22 protein-coding genes are annotated in these 22,729 nt (G+C 71.6%); 12 read left to right on the top strand and 10 right to left on the bottom strand.

Annotated features, from left to right (window positions below; genetic code table 11):
* Nucleotides 1-82 precede the first annotated feature (82 nt).
* Nucleotides 83-928 carry an HpcH/HpaI aldolase/citrate lyase family protein gene (locus IEY69_RS15925; RefSeq protein WP_189074132.1) on the bottom strand — a complete coding sequence of 282 codons (846 nt, stop codon included), beginning with the start codon at nt 926-928 and terminating at the stop codon, nt 83-85.
* Nucleotides 929-990: 62 nt separating this feature from the next.
* Between IEY69_RS15925 and IEY69_RS15920 the strand changes: the two genes are divergently transcribed.
* Nucleotides 991-2,337, top strand: coding sequence for a glycoside hydrolase family 32 protein (locus IEY69_RS15920; RefSeq protein ID WP_189074131.1), 1,347 nt, complete (start codon nt 991-993; stop codon nt 2,335-2,337).
* Nucleotides 2,338-2,349: 12 nt separating this feature from the next.
* On the opposite strand, the gene IEY69_RS15915 is transcribed toward IEY69_RS15920, so the two are convergent.
* The 3 genes from IEY69_RS15915 to IEY69_RS15905 form a co-directional block, all read right to left on the bottom strand.
* Nucleotides 2,350-2,733, bottom strand: coding sequence for a VOC family protein (locus tag IEY69_RS15915; protein ID WP_189074130.1), 384 nt, complete (start codon nt 2,731-2,733; stop codon nt 2,350-2,352).
* Nucleotides 2,734-3,019: 286 nt separating this feature from the next.
* Nucleotides 3,020-3,928, bottom strand: coding sequence for an RIO1 family regulatory kinase/ATPase domain-containing protein (locus IEY69_RS15910; protein WP_189074129.1), 909 nt, complete (start codon nt 3,926-3,928; stop codon nt 3,020-3,022).
* Between the two features lie 313 nt (nt 3,929-4,241).
* Complete coding sequence (locus IEY69_RS15905; RefSeq protein ID WP_189074128.1) at nt 4,242-5,189, bottom strand: ABC transporter substrate-binding protein; 948 nt, start codon at nt 5,187-5,189, stop codon at nt 4,242-4,244.
* 147 nt (nt 5,190-5,336) lie between these two features.
* Here IEY69_RS15905 and IEY69_RS15900 point away from each other — a divergent pair, with 147 nt between their 5' ends.
* A complete protein-coding gene (locus IEY69_RS15900; protein ID WP_189074127.1) occupies nt 5,337-5,540 on the top strand; it encodes a hypothetical protein in 204 nt (67 codons plus the stop codon).
* A gap of 174 nt (nt 5,541-5,714) precedes the next feature.
* Nucleotides 5,715-6,461: a hypothetical protein gene (locus tag IEY69_RS15895; protein ID WP_189074126.1), complete on the top strand. Its 747-nt coding sequence runs from the start codon at nt 5,715-5,717 to the stop codon at nt 6,459-6,461.
* A gap of 97 nt (nt 6,462-6,558) precedes the next feature.
* Here the strand turns inward: IEY69_RS15895 and IEY69_RS15890 are convergent, their stop codons facing one another.
* Nucleotides 6,559-8,553, bottom strand: a complete 1,995-nt coding sequence (locus tag IEY69_RS15890) for a S9 family peptidase (protein WP_189074125.1) — start codon at nt 8,551-8,553, stop codon at nt 6,559-6,561.
* A 398-nt stretch (nt 8,554-8,951) separates the two neighbouring features.
* Here IEY69_RS15890 and IEY69_RS15885 point away from each other — a divergent pair, with 398 nt between their 5' ends.
* Together IEY69_RS15885 and IEY69_RS15880 are read left to right on the top strand one after the other, a co-directional pair.
* Complete coding sequence (locus IEY69_RS15885) at nt 8,952-9,143, top strand: hypothetical protein (RefSeq protein ID WP_189074124.1); 192 nt, start codon at nt 8,952-8,954, stop codon at nt 9,141-9,143.
* Between the two features lie 89 nt (nt 9,144-9,232).
* Nucleotides 9,233-10,348, top strand: a complete 1,116-nt coding sequence (locus IEY69_RS15880) for a M20 family metallopeptidase (RefSeq protein ID WP_189074123.1) — start codon at nt 9,233-9,235, stop codon at nt 10,346-10,348.
* A gap of 24 nt (nt 10,349-10,372) precedes the next feature.
* Here IEY69_RS15880 and IEY69_RS15875 read toward each other — a convergent pair whose 3' ends face one another.
* The gene (locus tag IEY69_RS15875) at nt 10,373-12,277 is read right to left on the bottom strand and encodes a putative bifunctional diguanylate cyclase/phosphodiesterase (protein WP_189074122.1); all 1,905 of its coding nucleotides are present in this window, start codon (nt 12,275-12,277) and stop codon (nt 10,373-10,375) included.
* Between the two features lie 164 nt (nt 12,278-12,441).
* Between IEY69_RS15875 and IEY69_RS15870 the strand changes: the two genes are divergently transcribed.
* Nucleotides 12,442-12,738: a hypothetical protein gene (locus IEY69_RS15870; RefSeq protein WP_189074121.1), complete on the top strand. Its 297-nt coding sequence runs from the start codon at nt 12,442-12,444 to the stop codon at nt 12,736-12,738.
* 231 nt (nt 12,739-12,969) lie between these two features.
* Here the strand turns inward: IEY69_RS15870 and IEY69_RS15865 are convergent, their stop codons facing one another.
* Entirely contained in the window at nt 12,970-13,647 is a 678-nt protein-coding gene (locus IEY69_RS15865; protein WP_189074120.1) for a PIG-L deacetylase family protein, read from the bottom strand.
* Nucleotides 13,648-13,728: 81 nt separating this feature from the next.
* On the opposite strand from IEY69_RS15865, the gene IEY69_RS15860 reads away from it, so the two are divergent.
* The 6 genes from IEY69_RS15860 (at nt 13,729) to IEY69_RS15835 (ending at nt 19,008) form a co-directional block, all read left to right on the top strand.
* Nucleotides 13,729-14,763, top strand: coding sequence for a GNAT family N-acetyltransferase (locus IEY69_RS15860; RefSeq protein ID WP_189074119.1), 1,035 nt, complete (start codon nt 13,729-13,731; stop codon nt 14,761-14,763).
* Nucleotides 14,760-15,746: a GNAT family N-acetyltransferase gene (locus IEY69_RS15855; RefSeq protein WP_189074118.1), complete on the top strand. Its 987-nt coding sequence runs from the start codon at nt 14,760-14,762 to the stop codon at nt 15,744-15,746. Before IEY69_RS15860 ends, IEY69_RS15855 begins: the two co-directional genes overlap by 4 nt.
* Complete coding sequence (locus tag IEY69_RS15850) at nt 15,743-16,702, top strand: GNAT family N-acetyltransferase (protein ID WP_189074117.1); 960 nt, start codon at nt 15,743-15,745, stop codon at nt 16,700-16,702. The genes IEY69_RS15855 and IEY69_RS15850 overlap by 4 nt, the downstream gene beginning before the upstream one ends.
* A 111-nt stretch (nt 16,703-16,813) precedes the next feature.
* Nucleotides 16,814-17,500 (top strand): arginase, encoded by a 687-nt coding sequence (locus IEY69_RS15845; RefSeq protein WP_189074116.1) that lies wholly within the window; start codon nt 16,814-16,816, stop codon nt 17,498-17,500.
* A 427-nt stretch (nt 17,501-17,927) separates the two neighbouring features.
* Nucleotides 17,928-18,431 carry a hypothetical protein gene (locus tag IEY69_RS15840; RefSeq protein ID WP_189074115.1) on the top strand — a complete coding sequence of 168 codons (504 nt, stop codon included), beginning with the start codon at nt 17,928-17,930 and terminating at the stop codon, nt 18,429-18,431.
* 19 nt (nt 18,432-18,450) lie between these two features.
* Complete coding sequence (locus IEY69_RS15835; RefSeq protein WP_189074114.1) at nt 18,451-19,008, top strand: VUT family protein; 558 nt, start codon at nt 18,451-18,453, stop codon at nt 19,006-19,008.
* A gap of 59 nt (nt 19,009-19,067) precedes the next feature.
* Here the strand turns inward: IEY69_RS15835 and IEY69_RS15830 are convergent, their stop codons facing one another.
* The 3 genes from IEY69_RS15830 to IEY69_RS15820 form a co-directional block, all read right to left on the bottom strand.
* Entirely contained in the window at nt 19,068-21,473 is a 2,406-nt protein-coding gene (locus tag IEY69_RS15830) for a glycoside hydrolase family 31 protein (RefSeq protein WP_189074113.1), read from the bottom strand.
* 99 nt (nt 21,474-21,572) lie between these two features.
* Nucleotides 21,573-22,325: a ribonuclease H family protein gene (locus IEY69_RS15825; RefSeq protein WP_189074112.1), complete on the bottom strand. Its 753-nt coding sequence runs from the start codon at nt 22,323-22,325 to the stop codon at nt 21,573-21,575.
* A gap of 164 nt (nt 22,326-22,489) precedes the next feature.
* Entirely contained in the window at nt 22,490-22,693 is a 204-nt protein-coding gene (locus tag IEY69_RS15820) for an XRE family transcriptional regulator (RefSeq protein WP_189074111.1), read from the bottom strand.
* Between the last annotated feature and the right edge of the window lie 36 nt (nt 22,694-22,729).

Genomic DNA, 22,729 nt, shown 5'->3' with positions numbered 1-22,729 from the left:
CTCCCCCTGCCCCCCTGGGGTAGGGGGCTGGGGGGTGGGGCAGCCCGCCGCAGGCGCCCACCTTCCGCATCATTTCGGACTTCTAGCCCACCTGACGATCACCCCGATTCGTCGCCGCGTACAGCGCGAGCACCTCACGCGCCTCGTCCACGTGCATCTGCTCCACGAGCGCTCCCTGGTGGGTGGCGATGCTTTTCCCTTCGGCGCGTGCAGCGTCCCACGCGTTGATCAATTCCCTGGCGTGGTCGGCTTCGGCTGCGGTGACCCCGAACGCCTGGTTGGCGGTTTCGATCTGGCCTGGGTGGATGAGGGTTTTGCCGCTGAAGCCGAGGGCGCGGCCCTGCTGGCATTCGCGGGTGAAGCCGTCGGGGTTGCGGATGTCGTTGTAGACGGCGTCGAGTGGTGTTTTGCCGTGGGCGCGGGCGGCGAGGACGACGCTGCTCAGGGCGTGCAGGAGGGGGGTGCGGTCGGGGTGGGGTTGGGTGCGCAGGGTGCGGGCGAGGTCGTTGGCGCCGACGATGAGGGTGGTGACGCCGGGCACGGCGGCGATGTGGGGGGCGTTGAGGACGCCTTGTGGGGTTTCGATCATGGCCCAGAGGGGGAGGCCGAGGCTGAGGGCGTGGGCGTCGTGGGCGCGTTCGACTTTGGGGAGGACGATGCCGTTGGCGCCGGCGGTGAGGGCGAGTTCGCGGTCGTCGTGTTCCCAGGGGGTGTTCAGGGCGTTGACGCGGATGAGGACGGGGATGGGCCAGGGGGTCTGGAGGGCGTGGCGGATGTGGTCGCGGGCGGCGGGTTTGTGTTCGGGGGCGACGGCGTCTTCGAGGTCGAGGATGATGGCGTCGGCGCTGAGGGTGCGGGCTTTGTCGATGGCGCGGGGTTTGTCGCCGGGGACGTACAGGACGGAGCGGAGGGGGTGGGTTGGGGGCATGTGTTCAGTATCGGGCTGTGCGGTGGGTGGTGGGGTGCGGTGACGGGGTGCATAGTGGCGGTATGGCTGTCCTGCGTCCGCGTGTGCATTTCACCGCCCGGCGGTTCTGGCTGAATGACCCGAACGGTCTGGTGTTCGTGGGGGGGCGGTATCACGTGTTCTTCCAGCACAATCCGCGCGCGGGGAATCACGGGTACATGAGCTGGGGGCACGCGTCGAGCGTGGACCTGCTGCGCTGGGTGGAGCATGAGGTGGCGCTGCCGTGGCGGGAGGGGCTGGACGTGTTCTCGGGGAGCGCGGTGGTGGACTGGCGGAACACGTCGGGCCTGGGGGAGGGGGGGCCGCCGGTGGTGGCGATGTTCACGGGGAACGGCTTCTACCATCAGGCGCAGTACCTCGCGGTCAGCCGGGATGGTGGGGAGAGCTGGGCGTTCGGGCCGCCGGAGCCGGTGCTGGATGAGGGGAAGCAGGATTTCCGGGATCCGAAGGTGTTCTGGCACGAGCCGTCGGGGGGGTGGGTGAGTGTGGTGGTGCACCCGGACGAGCGGCAGGTGGGGGTGTACACGTCGCCGGACCTGCGGGTGTGGTCGCGGGTGAGTGTGTTCGGTCCGGCGGGTGGCGTGGCGGGTATCTGGGAGGTGCCGGACCTGTTCCCGCTGGTGGTGGCGGGGCAGAAGCGGTGGGTGCTGAAGGTGGACGTGTTCGAGGGTGGGCCGCAGGGTGGGACGGGCGCGCAGTACTGGGTGGGGGACTTCGACGGGCGTGCGTTCACGCCGTCGCAGGGGGCGCGCTGGGCGGACGCGGGGAAGGACTTCTACGCGGCGATCACGTTCAGTGACCTGCCTCAGCCGGGGCGGCGGGTGTGGCTGGGGTGGCTGAACAACTGGGTGTACGCCAACCACCTGCCGACTCAGCCGTGGCAGGGCGTGCTGACCGTCCCGCGCGAACTGACGCTCGTCCCGGACGGCGCGGGGTGGGTGCTGGCGCAGGTGCCGGTGCGGGAACTGGACGCCCTGCGGCACGTGGCGCTGCGCCTGCCGGACGGGGAGGTGCTGAAGGTCGGGCCGGGCGTTCCGCTGGACCTGCGGCTGCCCGCGGCCCCCTGGACGCTGGAATTGCGGTCGAGTGGGGGAGAGGAGGCGCGCCTGTGGCTGGACGGCGCGGGCCTGCACCTGACGCGCGGGGCGCCGGAGGGCCTGGACGGGTTCGCCGGAACGTTCACGGCGGCCCTCCCGGACGCGGCGGGGGAAGTGCGGGTGCTGCTGGACGCCTGCACGCTGGAGGTGTTCGCGGCGGGTGGGCGCGTGGCGTTCACGCAGCTGCTGCTCCCGCTGGAGCCGATCTCGGCGCTGCGGCTGAGCGGGGCGGACGGGCGCGGCTGGACCCTGCGGGCCACCCAGGACCCCTAGGGTCTGTCTGGCTCAGCTCAGGCCCCAGATGCGCGGCGGGGCGAGTTCCAGCACGTTCCCGGCCGGGTCATGGAAGTACAGGCTCTCGCCCCGGTCACCCCACGCGTACCGGGTGACGGTCAGTCCGGCGGCGCGCAGCCTCGCCGCCCACTCGTCGGTCCGGGCGGGGTCGAGGGTCAGGCAGGCGTGCCCGCCGGGCCTCCCGGCGTGCGGGGGCACGTCGCCGGGCTGGGCGCTGGCGCGCGGGTCGAAGATCAGCAGCATGCTGCCGTCCAGCCGGTAGAACAGGTGCCGCCCGGCGACCTTCCCGTGCAGGGTCAGGCCCAACGTTCCGCTGTAGAACGCCTCGGCGCGGTCCAGATCATCGACGTACAGGCAGGTTTCCAGGACGCGCATGCCGTTCAGGGTACGGCAGTGCAGCGGCGCGCGCCCCGGCCGGAGCGGGGGCGCGCGTCGAGTGACGTTATTTCAGGCGGCAGATCTCGCCGGGGTGACAGGTCTGGATGGCGCCTCCCCCGGCGTTGGCGGTGCTGGCGAGGGTCAGGAGGGCGGCGGCGGTCACGAGCAGTCGTTTCATGGGAACTCCTTGCAGCGGTGCGCTGGGCCCGGTGGTCCGGGCGTTCCCCAGTTGTACGGCGTGGCTCGTGCGGGTGCCCCTCTTGTTTTGGTGGGGCGGGCATGGTTAGGGCAGCAGCAGGCGCGGTTCGGGTGCGGGGCCCTGCGCGCGGCGCTGCACGTCGCGCAGGACGCCGGGGCCGTCGGCGTGGATGCCGTGTTTGCGGAAGCTGGTGGCGAGGCTCTGGGCGTCCCGGGCGAGCAGGTCGCGGAAGTGCGGGTTCTGACGGGTTGAAAGTTGCGGGAAATCGATGATGGTCACGGTGTCCTCCCACCAGAGCAGGTTGTAGGTGCTGTAGTCGCCGTGCGCGTACCCGAGCCGGAGCAGGTCGGCCATGCCGTCCAGGCTCTGGTTCCAGGCGCTGCGGGCCTGTTCGGGGGTCAGGTGCGCGTCGCTGAGGCGCGGGGCGACGTGGTCTTCGGTGCCGATCAGGCGCATCAGGACGGCGGGGTACGTGGCGGTGTAGTCGTAGGGGTGCGGGCCGACGAGGGGTTCGGGGACGTTCAGTCCGGCGGTCCACAGTTCCCAGAGGTGGGCGTACTCGGCGGCGACCCAGCCCTGCTGGAGCATGTCCAGGCCGGCGCGGGTTCGGCCCTCTATGGCGCGGCGGTCGCGGTCTTTGATGATGACCTGCCCGGCGCGGTACAGGTGATCGTCCTTGAAGGAGCGGGCCTGCAGGTCGCGGTAGAGCTTCACGAGGACGCTGCCGCGCGGGCCGCGGGCGACGTACGCGGTGGCTTCCTTGCCGCTCTTGAGTTCCGCGACGATCTCGGTGACGTGCCCGAGGTCGCGCAGGCGGCGGATCACGTCGTCCTGTTCGCTGTCCTCGTCGGCGGTCAGCTGGGCCAGCTGTCGCCGTCCGACGGGTTTCTTCCTGCCGCGCCGCCGGGGTTCGGCAGCGTCGGTCCAGGGGTCATCCAGCCAGTCCTGGTCCGTCCAGTCGTGTTCGGATGGGTCGTGGGTGCGGGCGCTCATGGGCGCCGCCGATGGTCAGTGCAGGGTGTGGAGCCCGAAGGCAGAGGCGGCCAGTGGTGTTGCGTCAAAATCACTCCAGGTTGCATTGGCGAGGACTCCGTGTGCGGCGGTCTGGACTTCAGTGATGTTGGTCATAGCTGGCACCTCCTTTCGGTGATGGGGTCAGCGTAGCAGGGCCGCGCGGCGCCTGTCACGAGAACATGACGCTGCTAGGCCATCACGCCTAGCGCATCCGGCGGGTCCGGGCGGGTGGACGCAGCAGAGGCGGCACCCCCGTCCTGCTGCGCGCCGCCCCTGGTGTGCTGTCCCGCCGTTACTTCAGGGTTCTGCTGATGAACGCGTTCGTGTAGTAGTCGGTGGCTTTCGCCCCGGCGGGCAGTTTGCCCTGCTTCACGAGGGCCGCGACCGCTTTCGTCCACGCGCTGGGGTTCATGGCGCCCAGTCCGTTGGCCTGCGCGTAGGGGCCGGTCATCAGGGGCACGCTGGCCTTCAGGACGTCCAGGCTGCCGCTCGCGCCGAACACGGGCTGCGCCAGCTTGAACGCGCGGGCCGGGTCGGTGACCGTGAATTTCAGGCCGCGCTGGCTGGCGCGCACGACCTTGCGGGCCAGGTCGCCCGTGAGGCTCTTACCGGTGCCGATCAGGCCCACGCCAACCATCGGGTAGGCGTCCGTGACGTCCAGCGTGTACACCTTCTTCCCGCTGGTGCGGGCCAGCTGCAGCACGTCGTTGTTCGCGTAGCCCACGGCGGCGTCCACGCGTCCGGCGCGCACGGCGTCCACCTGCGTGAACCCGATGCTGTTCAGGCGCACGTCGCGCCCCTCGGTGAGGTTCGCGCTGTCCAGCACCGCCTGAATCGCGTGGTACGAACTGCCGAACGGCCCCGGGATGCCCACCGACTTGCCCTTCAGGCTCTCGGGGCTGTTCAGGGGCGAGAAGCTGAACACCGTCACCGGGTTCTTCTGGTACATCGTCATCACGTACCGCACGTCCGCGCCCTGATTGCGCGCGAAGATCGCGTCCTCCGGGTCGCCCACCACGAAGTCCAGCTTGCCCTGCAGCAGCAGCGGCAGCAGCTGCGACACGTACCCGTGCTGGTACTTCACGCTCAGGCCCTCGGCGCGGAAGTACCCGAGCTTGTCCGCCACGTAGAACGGCGTGAACTGCACGTCCGGGTTGTACCCCAGCCCGATGTTCACGGTGCGCTGCGCGGACGCGGTGGTGGCCAGCAGGCCCAGCAGGAGGAGAGCGGCACGCTTCATGAGAGGCAGTATAGGCGGGGCAGCTGACCGCGCCGTGACCTGCCTTCCCCTTGCCCGCCCCATCAGCCCGGCGGATGCCCCGCATTCAGAAGTCCGATAGTCGCGTGTGGGACACGAAGCGCGGGCCGCGCGTGTCACGCTGCGCGCATGGACCTGAACTCCTGGACGCCGGACGACAACGCCCGCCGCTTCGCCACGCTGATCGCCACGGCGTCTGCCGTGTTCACCTTCCTGGCCCTGTGGCTCGGTGCGGCATGGAACCCGCTGCTGGCCCTGCTGCTGGCGGCCGTGGACGCCGTGATCGTGTGGCTGGTGGTCCGCGCGGGCCTGCGCGCGTACTTCCGCCGCTGAGCGCCGCCCACCGGACGCCAGCAGCATGAACGCCCGCGCAACGCCCGGCCCGCGCTGACGGGTGGTACACTCGGGGGCACGCCCGCACACGCCCCGGCCTCCGGGAGCCCGTGCCCCGGCCGCGCAAACGCGCGCGCACAGGTGGCGGCGGCAGGAATCAAAGGAGAAAAACCCATGACTGACAACAACGAGCTGCGCCCCGGTGAGCAGACGCCAGAAGAACTGCGTGACCTGATCCCCCAGCTGGAAGGCGAACCCGACGAGGACCCCGTGCTTGACGCCGAGGAAGCCGCCGCTGAAACCAGCGTCAGTGCCGACGGCGCCGAAGGTGAGGACTTCGAGGAAGAATTCATCGACGCCGACGAACTGATGGCCGTCCTGGCCGAACTGAAGGAACTGCTCGAAGCGCAGGGCAAGGAAATCCGTGGCCTGCGCCGCGAGATGCGCGAAATGCGCGAAAGCCAGGGTCAGGGCGGCTTCCGCCCCCGCGAGGACCGTGGCGCCGAGCGCGGCGGCTTCCAGGGTGGCGACCGCGGCGGTGACCGTGGCGGCTTCCGTCCCCGTGAAGACCGCGGTGGCGACCGTGGTGGCTTCCGCCCCCGCGAGGACCGCGGCGGGTACCAGGGTGGCGGTGACCGTGGCGGCTTCCGTCCCCGTGAAGACCGTGGCGGCGAGCGCGGCGGCTTCCAGGGTGGCGACCGTGGTGGCTTCCGTCCCCGTGAAGACCGTGGCGGCGAGCGCGGCGGCTTCCAGGGTGGCGACCGCGGCGGTGACCGTGGCGGCTTCCGCCCCCGCGAGGACCGTGGCGGCGACCGCCCCGCGTTCCGTCCCCGCGAGGACCGTCCCGCCGAGCAGGGCGGCGAGTTCCGACCCCGCGCCCGCGCGGACCGCGGCTGGAACAACCGTCGCGACGACGAGTAACACCCGCTGAACGAGGGGCCGGACCACGTGTCCGGCCCCTTCTCGTCGGGCGGGGCGGAGGTTCACGGCGAACCTCCGCCCCGCTCTGCTGCCTGGGTCAGGCGGTGATGGTTTCGGCGGGTGCGGTGCTGGGCACGAGGTACCGGTCGAGCCAGTTCAGGTATTCGGTCAGGCGGGTGAGGCGGCGATCCGGTCGGCCGGAGCGGCTCAGTTCGTGGTCCTCGCCGGGGAAGCGCACGAAGCGCACCGGCACGCCGTGGAGGGTGAGGGCGGCGTACCACTGTTCGGCCTGTTCGATGGGGCAGCGGTGGTCGAGGACCGAGTGGACGATCAGGGTGGGCGTCCGGACGTTCTCGACGTACTGCAGGGGGCTCATGTCCCAGAGCTTGAGGGCGTCTGCGCGGCGGTGGAAGTTCAGACCGAGTTCGTCGTCCCAGAAGCGCAGGCCGATGTCGCTGGTCCCGCCGAAACTCAGGAGGTTGCAGATGCTGCGGTCGGTGATGGCCGCCTGGAAGCGGGTGGTGTGCGCGGTGATCCAGTTGGTCATGAAGCCGCCGTAACTGCCGCCCATCACGGCGGTGCGCGTGCGGTCCAGGCGGGGCTGGGTGTCCAGGCAGGCGTCGAAGAAGGTCAGGAGGTCGTCGGCGTCGACGGTGCCCCAGCGGCCGTGGATGGCGTCCACCCAGGCCTGTCCGTAGCCGAGGCTGCCGCGGGGGTTGCTGTAGCAGATGGCCTGTCCGCGCGCGGCGTACAGCTGGAATTCGTGCGTGAAGGCGTGCCCGTAGTCGGTGTGGGGGCCGCCGTGAATGCTGAGCAGGGCGGGGACGGGGTGGGTGCCGTCGGGGAGGATGATCCAGCCTTCGCCCTCGCCGAGTTCGGTGGGGAAGGGCACGCGCACGGGGGTGCGGGGCGGGAAGGGGAGGTTCGCGTGCAGGTCCGTGACCGGCTGACCGTTCAGGATGACTTCGGGGAACCGGTCGGCCCGTTCACGGATCAGGGCGAGGCCACCGCCGCGCGCCGTGAAGGCCGGGATGACGCCCTGCGGGTCGTGGGTGTGGGGCTGCACGGAGCCGGACTGGCCGTCGGCGGCCAGGGTGGCGGTGAACAGGCCGCAGCTGCCGCGCACGGTGCTGCTGAACAGCAGGGTGCGGTCGTCCAGCCATGCGGGTTTCTCGGGCATGGCGCCCACGTGGCAGTCGCCGCCCACGCCGTTCCCGACCGGGTGGTCGTGCCCGGCGTCCAGCCGCACCGGGGCGGCGTCGCCGGTCAGGGGCAGGAGGTACAGGTGGGTGTGCTCGGTGTTGCCCTGCCCGGCGGGGCGGCCCACCAGCGCGAACCGCTGCCCGTCCGGGTGGGGGATGACGGCGGTCACGGCGGACGCCCAGCGCGTGACCTGCCGGGGCGTGCCGTGCAGGGACAGGTGCCAGACCTCCTGCTGCCAGTGAGCGCCGCTCAGTTCGTCGGTCGCGGCGACGAACAGCACGCCGCTGCTGTCGGGCAGCCAGGTGACGCCGCCCAGCTCGACCTCCGGCGCGTGCCACTCGCGCAGCTCGCCGCTGGGAACGTGCAGGCGGTACAGACGCGCGGCGCGTTCCGGCAGCCAGTCGCGGCCGTTGAAGCGGTAGCGGGGTTTGGTGATGATGCGGGCCTCGCCGCGCTCGTCACGCTTGTCCTCGTCGTCGGCGGTCGTCATGAACGCCACGTACTGCCCGTCGGGGCTCCACTGCAGGTCCTGCACGCCGCCCCGGAAGCGGGTCATGACCTGCGCCTCGCCGCCTGCGAGGGGCAGCAGGTGCAGCTGCGCGCCGTCCCCGACCTTGCGGGTGAAGGCCAGGGTCTGACCGTCCGGGGACCAGCGGGGGCTGCCGTCACGGCCCTCACCGCGCGTCAGGACGCGGGCGCCCTGCGCGTCCGCGAGCCAGATCTGGGATTTGTAGCGGGGCTTCGCGAAGGCCGCGTCGGGCTTGTGGGGGTCTTCTTCCTCGGTGCGGGTGAGGACGAACGCGGCGCGCGTGCCGTCCGGGCTGACCTGAGGGTCGGACGGGAACACCAGCGCGAGCAGGCTCTCCGGGCCGGGGGTGGGTTGAGTCATGCTCTCCAGTCAAGCACAGGAGGGCCGGGCGCCGGTGGTCGCCGGACCGCAACCGTGGACGGAACAGTCAGGGAGCGCACGTGTCGGCGCTGACCAGCCCGCGTGACTGGACCGAAGCAGGAATTGGAATCGCTTCCGTCTGGATCGCTGAAAACCGCCACCCAGCCGCGCGGCCGGGTTCATGATCTCTCGCTAAAGGGAAAGTGGAACGGGTCTTTCTATTTCCAAACAGGGCTGGCTTACCCTGATCTTACCGGCCCATCCGGCTCTCCCTCCCTGACGCCAGCGGACGCTCCGCTGACGTCACCCACCTACCCTCACGCTGTTCACCCTCAGTCCTGCTGGGGCCGCCCAGGCGGTTCCTGGCCCTCAGCATCTCTTCTTTCCGGAGGTCTGTCATGCACGAACTGTCCTGCTCCTGGGTCCCCGGTACCTTCGACGTCGTCCGCCTCAAGGTCGCCGGCCGAACCATCGAAATGACCAGCGCTCACCTCGCACGCCTGTTCGGCAAGCAGGCCCTGCACGACCTGTACCTCAAGGGCAGCGCCAAACTGAAAATCGACGCCCAGCAGGTCGCCCTGCTCAGCTGAACCCCGCCCCTCACCGGCGCCGGCTCCACTTCACAGGGGTCGGCGCCATTTCTCGGCGGACCTTCACGCCCGAGCGGTAGCATCCACCCATGACCCACACCACCCCCAGCGTGGACCTGCAGGCGCTGATGGCCGACCTGAAGGTCCTGACCGACCTCGAATCGCCGTCCACCGACCCGGCCGCCATTCAGCACGTCATGGACGTCGTGGAGGGTTGGGCCCGCGACCTCGGCGCCGAAACGCACGCGCTGGGCGGCGGCACCCGCGTCTTCCACTTCGGCGTGCAGCCCGGCGCGACCGAGCGGCCCATCCTGGTCCTCACGCATGCCGACACCGTCTGGCCGCGCGGCACGCTGGACAGCATGCCCTGGCGCGTGGACGGGCAGCGGCTGCACGGTCCCGGCACGTACGACATGAAGGCCGGGATTGTCGGGCTGTTCCACGCGCTGCGCGCCCTGCAGGGCCAGTGGCCGCGCGGTGGCGTGACCGTGCTGCTGTCCCCCGACGAGGAGATCGGCAGCCCCAGCAGCCGCGACCACATCGAACGCGCCGCGCACGAGGCCCGCGTCGCCCTGGTCGTCGAGCCGCCCGTCGCGGACACCCACGCCCTCAAGACCGGCCGTAAGGGCACCGGGAGCTACCTGCTGACCTTCACGGGCGTCGCCAGCCACGCCGGGAACAAACCCGGCGAAGGGGCGAGCGCCATCACGGCCGCCGCGCACGCCACCCTGGAACTCCAGGCCCTCGCGCGGCCCGACGAGGGCACCACCGTCAGTGTCGGCCTGATTCGCGGCGGCAGCGCCGTGAACGTCATTCCCGCGCACGCCACCCTGGAGATCGACCTGCGCGTCAGCACCCTCGCGGAGGCCGACCGGGTGGACGCCGCCGTACGCGCCTGGACGCCCCGCGACCCCCGCGTGACCGTGCAGGTCGCCGGCGGCCTGAACCGACCCCCCTTCGAACAGGGAGCCGGCACCCTGGCCCTCTTCGAGCAGGCGCGCGAGGTGGCCCGGGAACTGGGCTTCGACCTGACCCACACCGTCGTGGGCGGCGGCAGCGACGGGAACTTCACTGCGCCCATCATTCCCACCCTGGACGGCCTCGGGGCTCCCGGCGACGGCGCGCACGCCCAGCACGAACACGTGCGCCTCGACCGCTGGCCGGACCACGTGCGGCTGCTGACCGAACTGCTCCGCCGCGTCTGACTTCCCGGCGCGACCCGGCCCCAGTCAGCTGGCGGCCGCGCCCACCGGCACCGCCGAGCGGGGCGGAGCCTGCAGCAGCGCCACGAAATCAGCAGGACTCAGCGGCCGGGACAGGCCGTGCCCCTGCCCCAGCGGGCAGTTCAGTTCACGCAGCACCGCCAGGTGCGCGGCGGATTCCACGCCCTCGGCCGTCAGGTCCAGCGGCAGGTGCTGCGTCAACCCCAGCACCGCACTGAGCAGCGCCCGCGAGAACGGACTGGACGGTCCCTCCGGCAGATCCACCGTACACGACCGGTCCAGCTTCACGCCCGTGATCGGCAGCGACCGCAGCCGCGCCAGATTCGAGTAGCCACTCCCGAAATCGTCAATGCTCAGGGACACCCCCAGGTCCCGCAGCAGCTGCATGGTCTGCGCCGCCCGGTCATCCTCGTACAGGGCGGCCGTCTCCGTCAGTTCCAGTTCCAGCCGCTGCGCCGGCAGGCCACTGTCCCGCAGGGCCTGCTGCACCACCTGCGGGAACTCGACCTGCAGCAGCTGCACAGCGCTGACATTCACACTGACCGTCACCTGCCCCCACGGCAGGGCCGCGCGGCACGCCTCACCCAGCACCCACGCGCCGATCGGAGCAATCAGCCCCACCCGCTCCGCCACCGGGATGAACTCGCCGGGCGATACGGCCCCCAGTTGCGGATGCGTCCAGCGCAGCAGCGCCTCAGCCTTCACGGGCTGCAGGTCCTCCAGGCGGAACACCGGCTGGAACTGCAGGCTGAGTTCCTGCCGGGCCAGCGCGAGGCTCAGGTCCCGCGCCAGCAGCTGAAAGCGCTCGGTGGCGGCGTCCTGCTGCGGCTGGTAGCGGCGCACCTGCCGCCGCCCGGCGCGTTTCACGGCCGCCATGGCGCTATCGGCGTGCCGCAGCAGTTCCTCCGCGTCCGTGGCGTCGTCCGGGTAGACGCTCACGCCGATGCTGAGCGTCACGTCCATCCCCACCCGCAGGCTGGGATGGGTGGGCGCCAGCTGCAGCAGCCGCCGCGCCTCCCACTGCGCTGCCTGATCGTCCGCGTCGGGCAGCAGTACCACGAACTCGTCGCCGCTCAGGCGGTACACGCCGCTGCCCTGCGGCGCAAGACGCTGCAACTCCCCCGCCACGCCGCGCAGCAGCTCATCCCCCACGTCGTGACCCAGCGTGTCGTTCACGACCTTGAAGGCGTCCACATCCACGACCAGCACCGCGAACGTCCCGCCCCGCCCGGTCAGGGCGCGCAGCTGCTCGGTCAGTCGCACCCGGCCCGGCAGGCCCGTCAGCAGGTCGGTGTACACCAGTTCCCGCCGCACCCGCCGTTCGCCCTGCGCGCGCCCCAGCAGGTCGTTGCGCCGCAGGAAATACGACGCGCCGTACAGGCTGACGACCGCCGCCAGGTTGATCTGCACCAGGGCGCGCAGCACCTCCACGTTCAGCGGGCGGCCCAGCAGCAGTGGCCACAGCACCAGCAGGGCACTCAGCGTGGCAATGCCGGCCACGCTGCAGTTCAGGAGACGCTGCACCACCCGGGACAGGTCAGTCAGCATCGTCCAGGTGATGATGGCCGGCAGCCACACCAGCGTCTCGAGCAGTTCCGGCAGCAGCGCCGGCGAGTCACTGAGCAGCAGACCGATCAGCAGCAGTTTCAGGCTCAGGAACAGCACGCTGCCCGCCGTGAGCAGCAGCGTCACCTGATCCAGGCGGCCCCAGCGGCGCAGCACCGCCACCCAGCTGAGCACCAGCACGCCACTCATCGCGAAGTACAGCCACGGATCGACCAGCCGGTCCCAGGGGTCAGGCCGCGCGAGCAGCAGCGCCACCCCGATCGACGCCAGCACCAGCGGCAGGCCGCACAGCAGCATGCGCCGCCAGGCAGTCAGCAGCTCACGTTGTTCGGCCCCGTCCCCCATGTCCTCCCGAGAGTAGTGAGGAATTCCACACAAATTTCATACCGGTGGGTCGGCCTTCCCCCAGCTGCGGCCCTCCAGTCGCGTTCCCTGCGTGCTGGACAGAAAAGACGACCCACGGACCCCCCTGTGGGGGGGCGCTATGCTGACGGCCGGAGGCCCACCCCGTGTTCAACCTGTTCCGCAAGAAAGCGCCCGCCAACCCGAACGTGAAGCAGGACGACGTGCAGACCTACCGCGTGCGTGTCCGCACCCGCCCGCACGGCGAGGTGGTCGAGTTCCGGTTCACCAAGGGCGCGCACATCGGCGTCGACGACGATGGCACGTACCTGTTCCGCAAGCCGGTCGTCAGCCCGCAGCACTTCGACCGCGGGGAACTCACCGTGCGGTTCGACCGCAGCTACCGCGTCACCAGCACCGACGGGGACAACGTGGAGTTCATTCCCGTCAGCGACTGGGACTGACAGCGGTGTTCAGGGAGACTGAGAAACCCCCTCAGTCTCCCTGAAACGAGCAGCGCGAGGACCCGCCGATATCAGCGGTTGGACGTGAAGTTGAAGGGCGTGCTGTTGGCCCTTCAATGGAACTGGAAACTGCTGTGACACGGACTCCGGCCTGAACGGCCCACAGAAACCCTTCAGGCCGGGCTGGCCCGCCGCAGAACGGGCGGGAAGCGAAACGCCCCACCGGCCCGCTCACCTCAGTTCGTGGAATGTCTCCTCGGTGATGCGCTGCGGGAACTTCCGGATGAAATCCACGGTACTCAGCGCCTGCGAGCGGTGACACGCGATCGCCTGCAGTTTGCGCTCGATGAACCGCGTCACGTCATGCCGCACGTTCGGCGGCAGCCACTCCGCGCGCAGCGCCTCGTTCTCCGGCGGCACGTCCGACGCGTAGTACCACAGCCGGGGCCTCTCCCCGTCCGGCAGCGCGTCCCACGCGGCCTTCACGGCCCGGTGCGTGGTCACGTGATCCGGGTGGCCGTTGCTGCCGTTCGGCGGGAACGTCAGCACCACCTCCGGCCGCAGGCGCACCATCGCCTCGCGCGCCACCTCCGTCAGCGCCGAGAGCGGCTGATCCTTCAGGTACTTGTCCGGGAAGCGGTGATGCTCGAACACGTTCCGGCCCGCCGGGCCCTCCGGGGTGGTCAGGCCGATCACCTGCAGGCACGCCGCGAGTTCCACCTCCCGCATCCGCGCCAGTTCCTCCGGCCCGTCGCACAGCCCCAGGGTGCGCCCCGCCTCACCGCGCGTCAGCGTCACCAGTCCGCAGGCCTCCCCGGCCTCCAGGTGGCCCATCAGCGTTCCGGACGCGCCGTACACCTCGTCGTCCGGGTGCGGCACGATCAAAAGAAGTTTCAGTCCGTCACTCATCCGCCCAGCATAGGCCCACCCGCCGCCGCGTAGGCGTGCTGGCGGATGCGATCAGGTGCGCGCGGCCCGCATGATGGGCGCATGACCACTGAACCCTTCACGCTGCGCGACATGCGGAAACCCGACGATTTCGCGGAGGTCGCGGCGTTGCTGAGCGCCGCCGATCCCGAGTGGCCCCTGACGGCCGAGATGCTCGCCACCTGGGACGAGGCGCACGACCCGAAGCTGTACCGCCGCGAGCGCGTGGCGGAGCAGGGCGGGCGGATCGTGGGCGTCAGTCACGTCGGGCATGACGACTTCGCGTTCGAGGAGTGGCGCTACTTCGGGCGGGTGGTCGTGCACCCGGACGCCCGGCGGCGCGGCGTGGGCACGGCCCTGTACGACGACGCGTTCGCCGCGCTGCGCGGGCTGAGCGCGCAGGATCTCCGCACCATGCTCAGCGATCAGGACGAGGACGCGCCGGGCCGGGCGTTCCTGGCCGCGCGGGGCTACGTGCGCACCTGGGACCGCTTCGAGTCCCGCATCCACACCGGGGACGTGGACCTGGGCGCCTTCGACGACCTGATGGCGGCCGTTGAGGCGGACGGCGTGCAGCTGCGGTCCGTCGCGGACCTCGCCGGGGACCCGGAGAGGGACCGGCGCCTGTGGGAACTCGACTGGCGCCTCTTCCAGGACGTCCCGATGGGGCAGGCGCTGACCCGCCGCTCCTTCGAGTCGTGGGTGAAGCAGGAACTGGACGACCCGACCTTCAGCCACGAGCTGTCCTTCGTGGCGGTCCGGCCGGGCGTGAACGACCCGGAGACCGGCCCGTACGTGGGGTACAGCACCCTGATGAGCAACCCGGCCGGTTTCTACATCATCGGGATGACCGGCGTGCGCCGCGAGGACCGCGGGCGCGGCGTCGCGAAGGCCCTGAAGGTCGCCGCGATGCGCGCCCTGGCGGCCGCCGGGGGCGGCGAGATCCGCACGTTCAACGACCCGCCCAACAAGGCCATGCTGGGCATGAACCGCGCGCTGGGCTTCCGGCGCGGCCCCACCCGCAGCCGCTACGAACTGCACCTGGACCCCGTGACCGGCGAGCACCGGCCCGTCGAACTGCCTGCGGAGATGGCGTGACCGTGCCCTCCGCCCTCACGGTGCGGCCCGCTACGGACGCCGACCTGGGCGAGCTGGCGGACCTGCTGACGGCCGTGAATCCCCGCCACCCCTGGACGGCCGAGTCCCTGGCGCACGACCTGCACTCGCTGCGGTCGCACCCGCTGGGGCTGCACGTCGAGCAGTGGGTGGCGCACGGGCCGGACGGGGCGCTGCTGGGGGCGGCGTCCGCGTTGCAGTTCGGCGGGATGTACCACCCGGACCGCTACCACGCCGAGGTGTCGGTGCACCCCGGCGCGCGCGGGCGGGGCGTGGGCACCCGGCTGGCGCAGCTGCTGGACGCGCACCTGCGCGAGCGGGGCGCCCGTGAGGTCCTGGCGGGCGCGTACGAGGACGAACCGCGCAGCCTGCACTTCCTGCACGCCCGCGGCTTCGAGGAGGTCATGCGCTTCTTCGACAACGTGCTGACGGTCGCGGACTTCGACCCGGACGCCTGGACGGATCAGGCGGCGCTGCCCGGCGGCCTGCGCGCCGTGTCCCTGGCCGACCTGAGTGCCGAACTGGGCGAGGACGCGGCCCGGCGCGCGTACTACGAGGGCTGGCTGGCCGCTCGCGAGGACGTGCCCCGCACCGGCGCGGCCACCCCGGTGGCCTACGAGGACTTCCTGACGCGCCTGGACCGCCCGGAGCACCTGCCCCACGGGACCCTGCTGGCCGTGACCCCGGCGGGTGAGGTGGCGGCCCTGTCGGAACTGTACCGGGACCTGCACGACCCGCAGCGGCTGAACACCGGCCTGACCGGCACCACCCGCGCGTGGCGCCGCCAGGGGCTGGCCCTGGCGCTGAAGGTCGCCGCGCTGAGACTCGCGCGGAACCTGGGTGCCCGCGAGGTCTGGACCGGGAACGCCACCACCAACGCGCCCATGCTGGCCCTGAACGACCGCCTGGGCTTCCGCCCGCGCGTCGCGTGGGTCGAACACTGCTGGGGAGGGCTGGACGCATGACGGTTCCCGTCCGCCCCATTGCCGAGCACGAGTGGGACGCCGCCGCCGCGATCCTCACGGCCACCAACCCGAACGACCCCCTGACCGGCGAGGAACTGCGCCGACAGATGCGTGAACAGCAGGACTGGGGTTACGGCTGGGCTGTGCTCGTCGCCCACGACGCCACCGATGTGGTGGGCGTGGCCCTGCACTACCAGAATCCCGGCGCGTTTCACCCGGACCGCTACACGCTGGACCTCGCCGTCGCGCCCGCCGCGCAGGGCCGCGGGGTGGGCGCGGCCCTGTGGACGGCGCTGGACGCGGCCCTGCGCGCCCGGAACGCCGAATCCGCCCGCATCCTGGCCCGCGAGGACCACCCGGTCGCCCCGGGCTTCCTGGCCCGACGGGGTTTCAGCGGCGACAAGCGGTACTTCATGTCCGCCCTGCACGTCCCGGGCTTCGACCCCGCGCCGTACGCCGCGCTGGAAGACCGCCTGCACGCCCGGGGCGTCCGCTTCCGCAGCCTCGCCCAGTTGCGCGCCGCAGGTACACCGGACCTCACGCGGCGGCTGCACGCCCTGATGAGCGACGTGCGCCAGGACGTGCCGCGCGCCGAACCCGCCACGCCCCTGAGCTTCGAGGTGTTCGAGGACGCCATCCTCGGCGACCCTGGACTCCTCCCGGACGCGTACCTGGTCGCCGAGGTGGACGGGCAGTGGGTGGGGCAGACCTCGCTCTTCCGCAGCGACGCCAGCCCCGACCTGCTGACCGGCCTGACCGGCGTCACCCGCGACTGGCGCGGCCAGGGGATCGCCACCGGCCTGAAACTCGCCGCGATCCGCGCCGCGCGCGCCCTGGACGCCACCACCATCCGCACCGACAACGCCAGCGACAACGCCCCCATGCTGGCCATCAACGACCGCCTCGGCTTCGTGCGCGACCCCGCCAGCGTGTCCCACGTGATCCAATTCAGGTGAGGGGGAGTGGGGTGTGGGCCGTGGGGAGTGGGTCGGTTTGACCTGGGCGGGCACGCCGCGCACACGCTGTTGACCATCACCCATCACCCATCACCCGCGTAAGCTGGACCTGTGCTGCTGAGTATCGACTGGGACGCCTTCTCCGGCACGCGGGAACTGGTGTTCGACGCGCCCATCTGGGGCACCCGCGACCGCGACGAGGACCGCCTGGACGCCTGGATGGCGCGGGTCCACAAACGCGGCGGGGACTCCTGGGCGGCGCTGGACGGGGATTTTCCGCTGTACCCCGGCTGGGAGGCCCTGCGCGTCTACACCGGCGTTCCGGCGTTCGTGACGCTCAGCCACGCCGACGCGTGGACCTGGCTGCACCGGTACCCGGGGCTGGACGTCCTGAACCTCGACTCGCACCATGACCTCGCCAGCCGCAGCGGCGACCCCACCCGCGTCCGCCCCGGGAACTGGGCCGGGCTGGGCGTGGCGCGCGGCCTGATCCGCACCGTCACCACCCTGTACCCCGACTGGCACGCCGCGCTGCCCGTCGCCGAGGGCTTCGACCTGGGCCGCACCCGCGCCGAGGTCTGGCCCCTGCTCTCCCCGGACGTGCAGGCCCGCGTGACCCTGACCCGGCAGGCCCACCCGGGAGACGGCCTGCCCGACCCGGCAGGGGTGACGTCCCTGCTGCTGGTGCAGTCCCCCGCCTGGACGAACCCTGCCCACGACGAGGCGTTCCAGGCGCTGGCCGACGCGCTGCGCGCGCACCCCATCGTGCCGCCCCACCCCAGAATCCAGAGGGCTTGAGGGACCTCTTCCTTCCCTCCGGATTCTGGGGACTCGAAGAGCCGCGCCGCAGAGCGAGCACCTGACAGCGTTTTCCAGTTCCACCCTGAGACCAACAGCACGCCCTTCAACTCCACTTCCAATCGCTGATGTCGGCGGGTCCTCGCGTTGCCCGTTTCGGGGAGACTGAGGGGTTTCTCGGTCTTCCTGAAAACCGCTGTGAGAAGGACAGCGGCTGGAAGCAGAGCCCCGGGGCGTGCGGTTGGTGCCAGGGTAGAACTGCATACCGCTGTCGGGCGCTGGTCTTCACCGCACCTGGGCCGGACCTGCCCGGTCAGGCGACAGGGAGACCACCAGTCGGGTGGGGTCCAACGTGGTCAGCGGGTCACGGGCGCCCCGCGTAGACTGAAGCTGAAAGCCCTTTCTGAAAAGGAGTGTTCCCTGACTCATGCCGCATACTGACGCCCCCCAGCCCATGACCTATCAGGTCGGCGCCTTCGCGCTGATCCAGCATCAGGGCGCGTACCTGATCACCCGGCCCCGCCAGCCCCTGCAGCCGGGCGCGCAGGGCCTGCCCGGCCTGATCCTGAACGCCGACCCCGGCCTGAATCCCGTGGAGGTCAACCTGAGACGCGTGGTCCGTGAACAGGTGAAGCTGGTCGTCAGTGACCTGCGGCTGGTCGGGTCGTACGTGGCGCGCGGCACGTCGGCTGGCCCCGCTGCCGCGCGGCTGCACCTGATCTTCGGCACGGAGTACAGCGCCGGGATTCTGGAACCCGACGCGGCGCAGATCACGGCCGCCGAGTGGATTCCCAGCGCGGAACTGCTCGCCCAGGGCGGCGCCCCCGAATGGCTTCAGGGTGCGGTCCGCGAGTACGAACTGGCCGTGCCGCCCACCCCCCCGACTCCCGACGCGCCCCGCCCCCGGCTGGGCTTCATGCGCCGCCGCTGACCCTCACCCCCGGAGCCCCATGACCCCCACCTCCCCCACACCCGCGCCCCGGCGGCTGGCCCTGCCCGCGCTGCTGATCGCCCTGTACGCCCTGAGCATCCTGCTGGCGAACCTGACGCTGAACACCTTCATTCCGCTGCCGGTGTACGGCCTGCTGAGCGTCGGCACGATCTTCTTCGCGGCCGTGTTCACGCTGCGCGACCGCATTCACCGCGCGGGCGGCCTGAACGCCGTGTACATCGCCATCGCGGCGGCGCTGATCGTGAACACCGCCGTCGCCCTGCTGACCGGCACGCCCTGGCGGTTCATCGGCGCGAGCTTCCTGGCGATCCTGGCCGGGGAACTCGCGGACACCGCCGTGTACCAGCGTCTCATCCAGCGCAGCTGGTGGACGCGGGTGCTGGCCAGCAACGCCGTGAGCGTCCCGCTGGACAGCGTGCTGTTCAACCTGCTGGCCTTCTGGGGCGACATGCCGCCCGCGCAGATCGCGCAGATCATCTTCGCGGACATCCTGATCAAGTACCTGATCGCCGCGCTGTTCGCCATCCGCGTCCGGCACGCCGCCCGCGCCACCTGACCGCCACACGACTGGGCCGCGCCAGGAGTTCTCCCGGCGCGGCTCAGTGCGGACCAGGGTCAGGGAGTCGTCCCGGCTCCGCCTAGGTGCAGCGTGACCGGCTGTCCATCTGCGGGCAGGGTCAGGCGCAGAGCGCTCCCGGCCCGGCCCAGCTCCGCGCCCTGCGCGTCCCGCGCGCCCTCCAGACCCAGGAGGTGCAGCGTGACCTCCCGCCCGGCCTCGCCCGCGTCGCCCGGCGCGCCCTGGCGGATGGTCAGGCGCGTGCCGTCCCGCTCGCCGGTCAGGCGGGTCAGGCGGCCCCCCACCGGACCGTCCCCGTCATCCTCGAACACCTCACCGGTGAAGCCCTGCGGACCCACGTGCACCAGCCACGACAGCGCCGCCCAGCGGGCCGAGGTGGTGTGTGGCGCGGCCTCCGTGACCGGCACGGCCGTCCCGGCCCGCAGGTACAGCGGCAGGGTGTCCAGCGGCGCGTCCGCCACGACGTGCTGCCCACCCGCCACCACCGGCCCCGACGGGGACAGGTTGAACACCGGCGCCCAGTCCCCCGCCGGGAGGTACACCAGCCGCCGCCGGTGCCCGGCCCGCAGGACCGGCGCGACCATCAGGCCCTCGCCCAGCAGGTACTGGGTGTCCTCGCGCGCGGCGTCCTCGTCGGCGGGCCAGTGTAGCGCCAGCGGGCGCATGACGGGCAGCGCCGTGCGGGTCGCCCCCTGCGACAGGGTGTACAGGTGCGGCAGCAGCCGGTAGCGCAGCTCCAGCGCGGCGCGGATCACGTCCGTGACGGCCTCCCCGAAGCGCCAGGGTTCCTGATCGGCGGTGCCCAGCGCGGCGTGGTTGCGCAGGAAGGCGTACCCGACCGCCGCCTGGTACCAGCGGGCCAGTAGCTCCCCGGTCGTGTCGCCCGCGAAGCCGCCCACGTCCGCCGCCGCGAACGGAATGCCGCTCAGGCCCAGACCCTGGATCATCGGGAGGCTCAGGGCCAGGTGCGACCACGTGGCGGTGTTGTCCCCGGTCCACACGGTCGCGTGCCGCTGGATGCCGGCGTACCCGGCGCGGGTCAGCACCCACGGGCGGATCTGCGGACTGAACTTCGCGTAGCCCAGGCGGCTGGCCTCGCTCATGCCGTTCGCATACGCGTTGTGGACCTCCAGGTGCGTGCGGGTGCCGTGCCGCGCGTCGTACGGCAGGGTCTTGCCTTCCGTCTCGCGCGGCTGGCGCAGGCTGAAGCACGCGGGTTCGTTCATGTCGTTCCACTGCCCCTGAATCCCGGCGTCCGCGAAGAACCTGTGCCGATCAGCCCACCACGCGACCACCTCGGGCCGCGTGAAGTCCGGGAACACCGCCGGGTCCGGCCAGACCTCCCCGACCAGCACGTCCCCGCGCGCCGTGCGGACCAGATGATCCCCCCGTGTGGCCTCCTCGTACACGTCGTACCCGGCCTCCAGCTTCACGCCGGGGTCCACGATCGGCACGAGCTTCACGCCCTGCGCGCCCGCCTCCTTCACGAACGCCCGCAGATCCGGGAAGTTTGCACCGCTGACCGTCCAGACCTTGTACGCGTCCATGTAGTCGATATCCACGTACACGCTGTCCAGCGGCAAATTCCGGTCCCGGTAGCCCTGGATGACGGCGCGCAGGTCGTCCGCCGTGCGGTACCCCCAGCGGCTCTGCGCGGAGCCCAGCGCCCACAGCGGCGGCATGGGCGCGTACCCGGTCAGGTCCGCGTAACGGCGCAGCACGTCCGCCGGGCCCGGCCCCGCCAGCACGAACACGTCCAGTTCCGGCCCGGACGACGCCCAGCGCAGCTCGTGCGGGTGGGCGCGCGCCACGTCCACCTCCATCCGCCAGGACTCGTCCACGAACACCCCGTGCGCCCGGCCCCCGCGCAGCACCGTCGTGAACGGCACCGACACGTACAGCGGGTCCGTCTCCGTGTGATGCGGGAAGCAGTCCGTATTCCAGAACGTCAGGTGCATCCCGCGCTTGTCCAGCGGCCCCACCCGCTCCCCGAAACCCAGGTACAGCGCGCCGTCCGGAGCGTCCAGATTCAGGCGGGTGCGGCGCAGATTGAACCGCTCCGCGTCCAGCGCGGGCCGCTGCGTGGGCGCCTCACCCGACCACGCCAGCGCCCGCTCCAGCACCTCACCCGCGGCGCCGAGCACCTCCCACGCGCCGGTCACGCGGTCCAGCCGCAGCGTCACCCCGTCCCCCTGCACCCGCAGGTCTGCGCCCTCCTCGGTCACCGTCAGGTCCAGACCCGCCGGGAGGTCCGGCCGCAGCGCGAAACTCCGCTTGACCCCCAGGCGCGGGAAGCCCAGCGAGTTCGCCCGCGCCTCCGGGAACAGCCGCACCCGCAGCACCCCCGGCAGCGGCGCGGACACCACCAGCGCGTCCGACTCGCCCCACACGCGCACCTCTGGCCCCAGCCCACCCGACTCCACCGCGAACGAAGAAAACCTCATGTGCCCACCAGCGTACCGCCCGTGGGGTCGATAGTTGAAGGTTGATAGTTGAAAGAGGCTGGGCTCCATCACCCATCAACTTTCGACCATCAACCCTCTTCACCCGGTGCCGAGGAATTCCACCTGCACGCCGTTCTCGTCCGCGGCGCGGCGGGCGCCCTGCAGCCGGGCCTGCGCGGCGGGCCGCAGGGCACGGTCGGGGCGCTGCCACAGGGCCTGCGCGACGCGGCTGGCGCGGCGGATCAGCAGCGCCTCGCCGGGCAGCGCGAGGCCCACGGCGGCCAGCAGGGCCTGCGCGCTGGGCGGCACGTCGGAACTCAGGTCCAGCGGGACGTGCGCGGTGATGCGCTCGCCGGGGCGGCGCAGGCTGACGCGCGCCTCGGGCTGCGCGGGCCGCTGCTCGATCAGCACGTCCGACTGCACGCCCAGCAGCCCGGCCGCGCCGGTGCCGCGTCGCGCGTCGTTCGCCAGATCGTGGGCGCTCTGCATGTGGCGGCGCGTGCGGGGCGCGTACACGACCCGCAGGGTCACGCCGCGCGCCAGGGCCTCGGCGTGCACCTCGCGGGCGTCCTCGTCCAGCAGGGCCGGGCCGCGCCCCCGACCGACCGACGCGATCACCGCCTGATTGTCCGTGTGCACGGTCAGTGCCTCCCCGGCGGGCGCGGCCCGCACGGCCTCCAGCACCGCGCGGACCTCGGCGGCGTTGTTGTCCGGCGCGAGCAGCTGCCCCTGGAAGCGCGCGGGGAGCGTGCCGGGGCGCAGCAGCACCAGCCCCCAGCCGCCCACGCCGCGCGCAAGCCCGTCGGGACCGGATTGTTCCTGCCAGCTGGCATCCACGAACGCCTGATTCACGCGGGGGTCCTCCGGGGGTGGGGGAGAGGTCGGGGGGCGGGCCTTCAGTCTGACCCGCCCGGCCGGGCGGCAGGGTGAGGGTTCCCTCAGAGGGACCCTGGGCAGAGTCAGCATGCCGCGCGGGCCGCGCCGGGCGGATCAGCCACCCGGCCTACGCGCACGGGTCAGTCCAGGGTGGTGTCCAGCGTGCGCGACAGCACCCGCCGCGCCAGGCGGTGCAGACTGCGCGGATCGAACTCCCCGGCCTCCAGGCGGCGCAGCAGCTCGGGCTGCAACGCGGCGTCCCGCGCCAGCTGCGCCAGCGGAATGCCCAGCAGGCGGCGGCGCACTCCCAGCTTCACTCCTCCCGGAAAGGTCACGGTGTCCATGCGCCATGATGCCCGGCCCCGCGCGCGAAGAATGGG

It is taken from the genome of Deinococcus sedimenti (genome assembly GCF_014648135.1).
GTDB classification, from domain to species: domain Bacteria; phylum Deinococcota; class Deinococci; order Deinococcales; family Deinococcaceae; genus Deinococcus; species Deinococcus sedimenti.
This window is presented reverse-complemented; position numbering and strand designations above follow the sequence as displayed.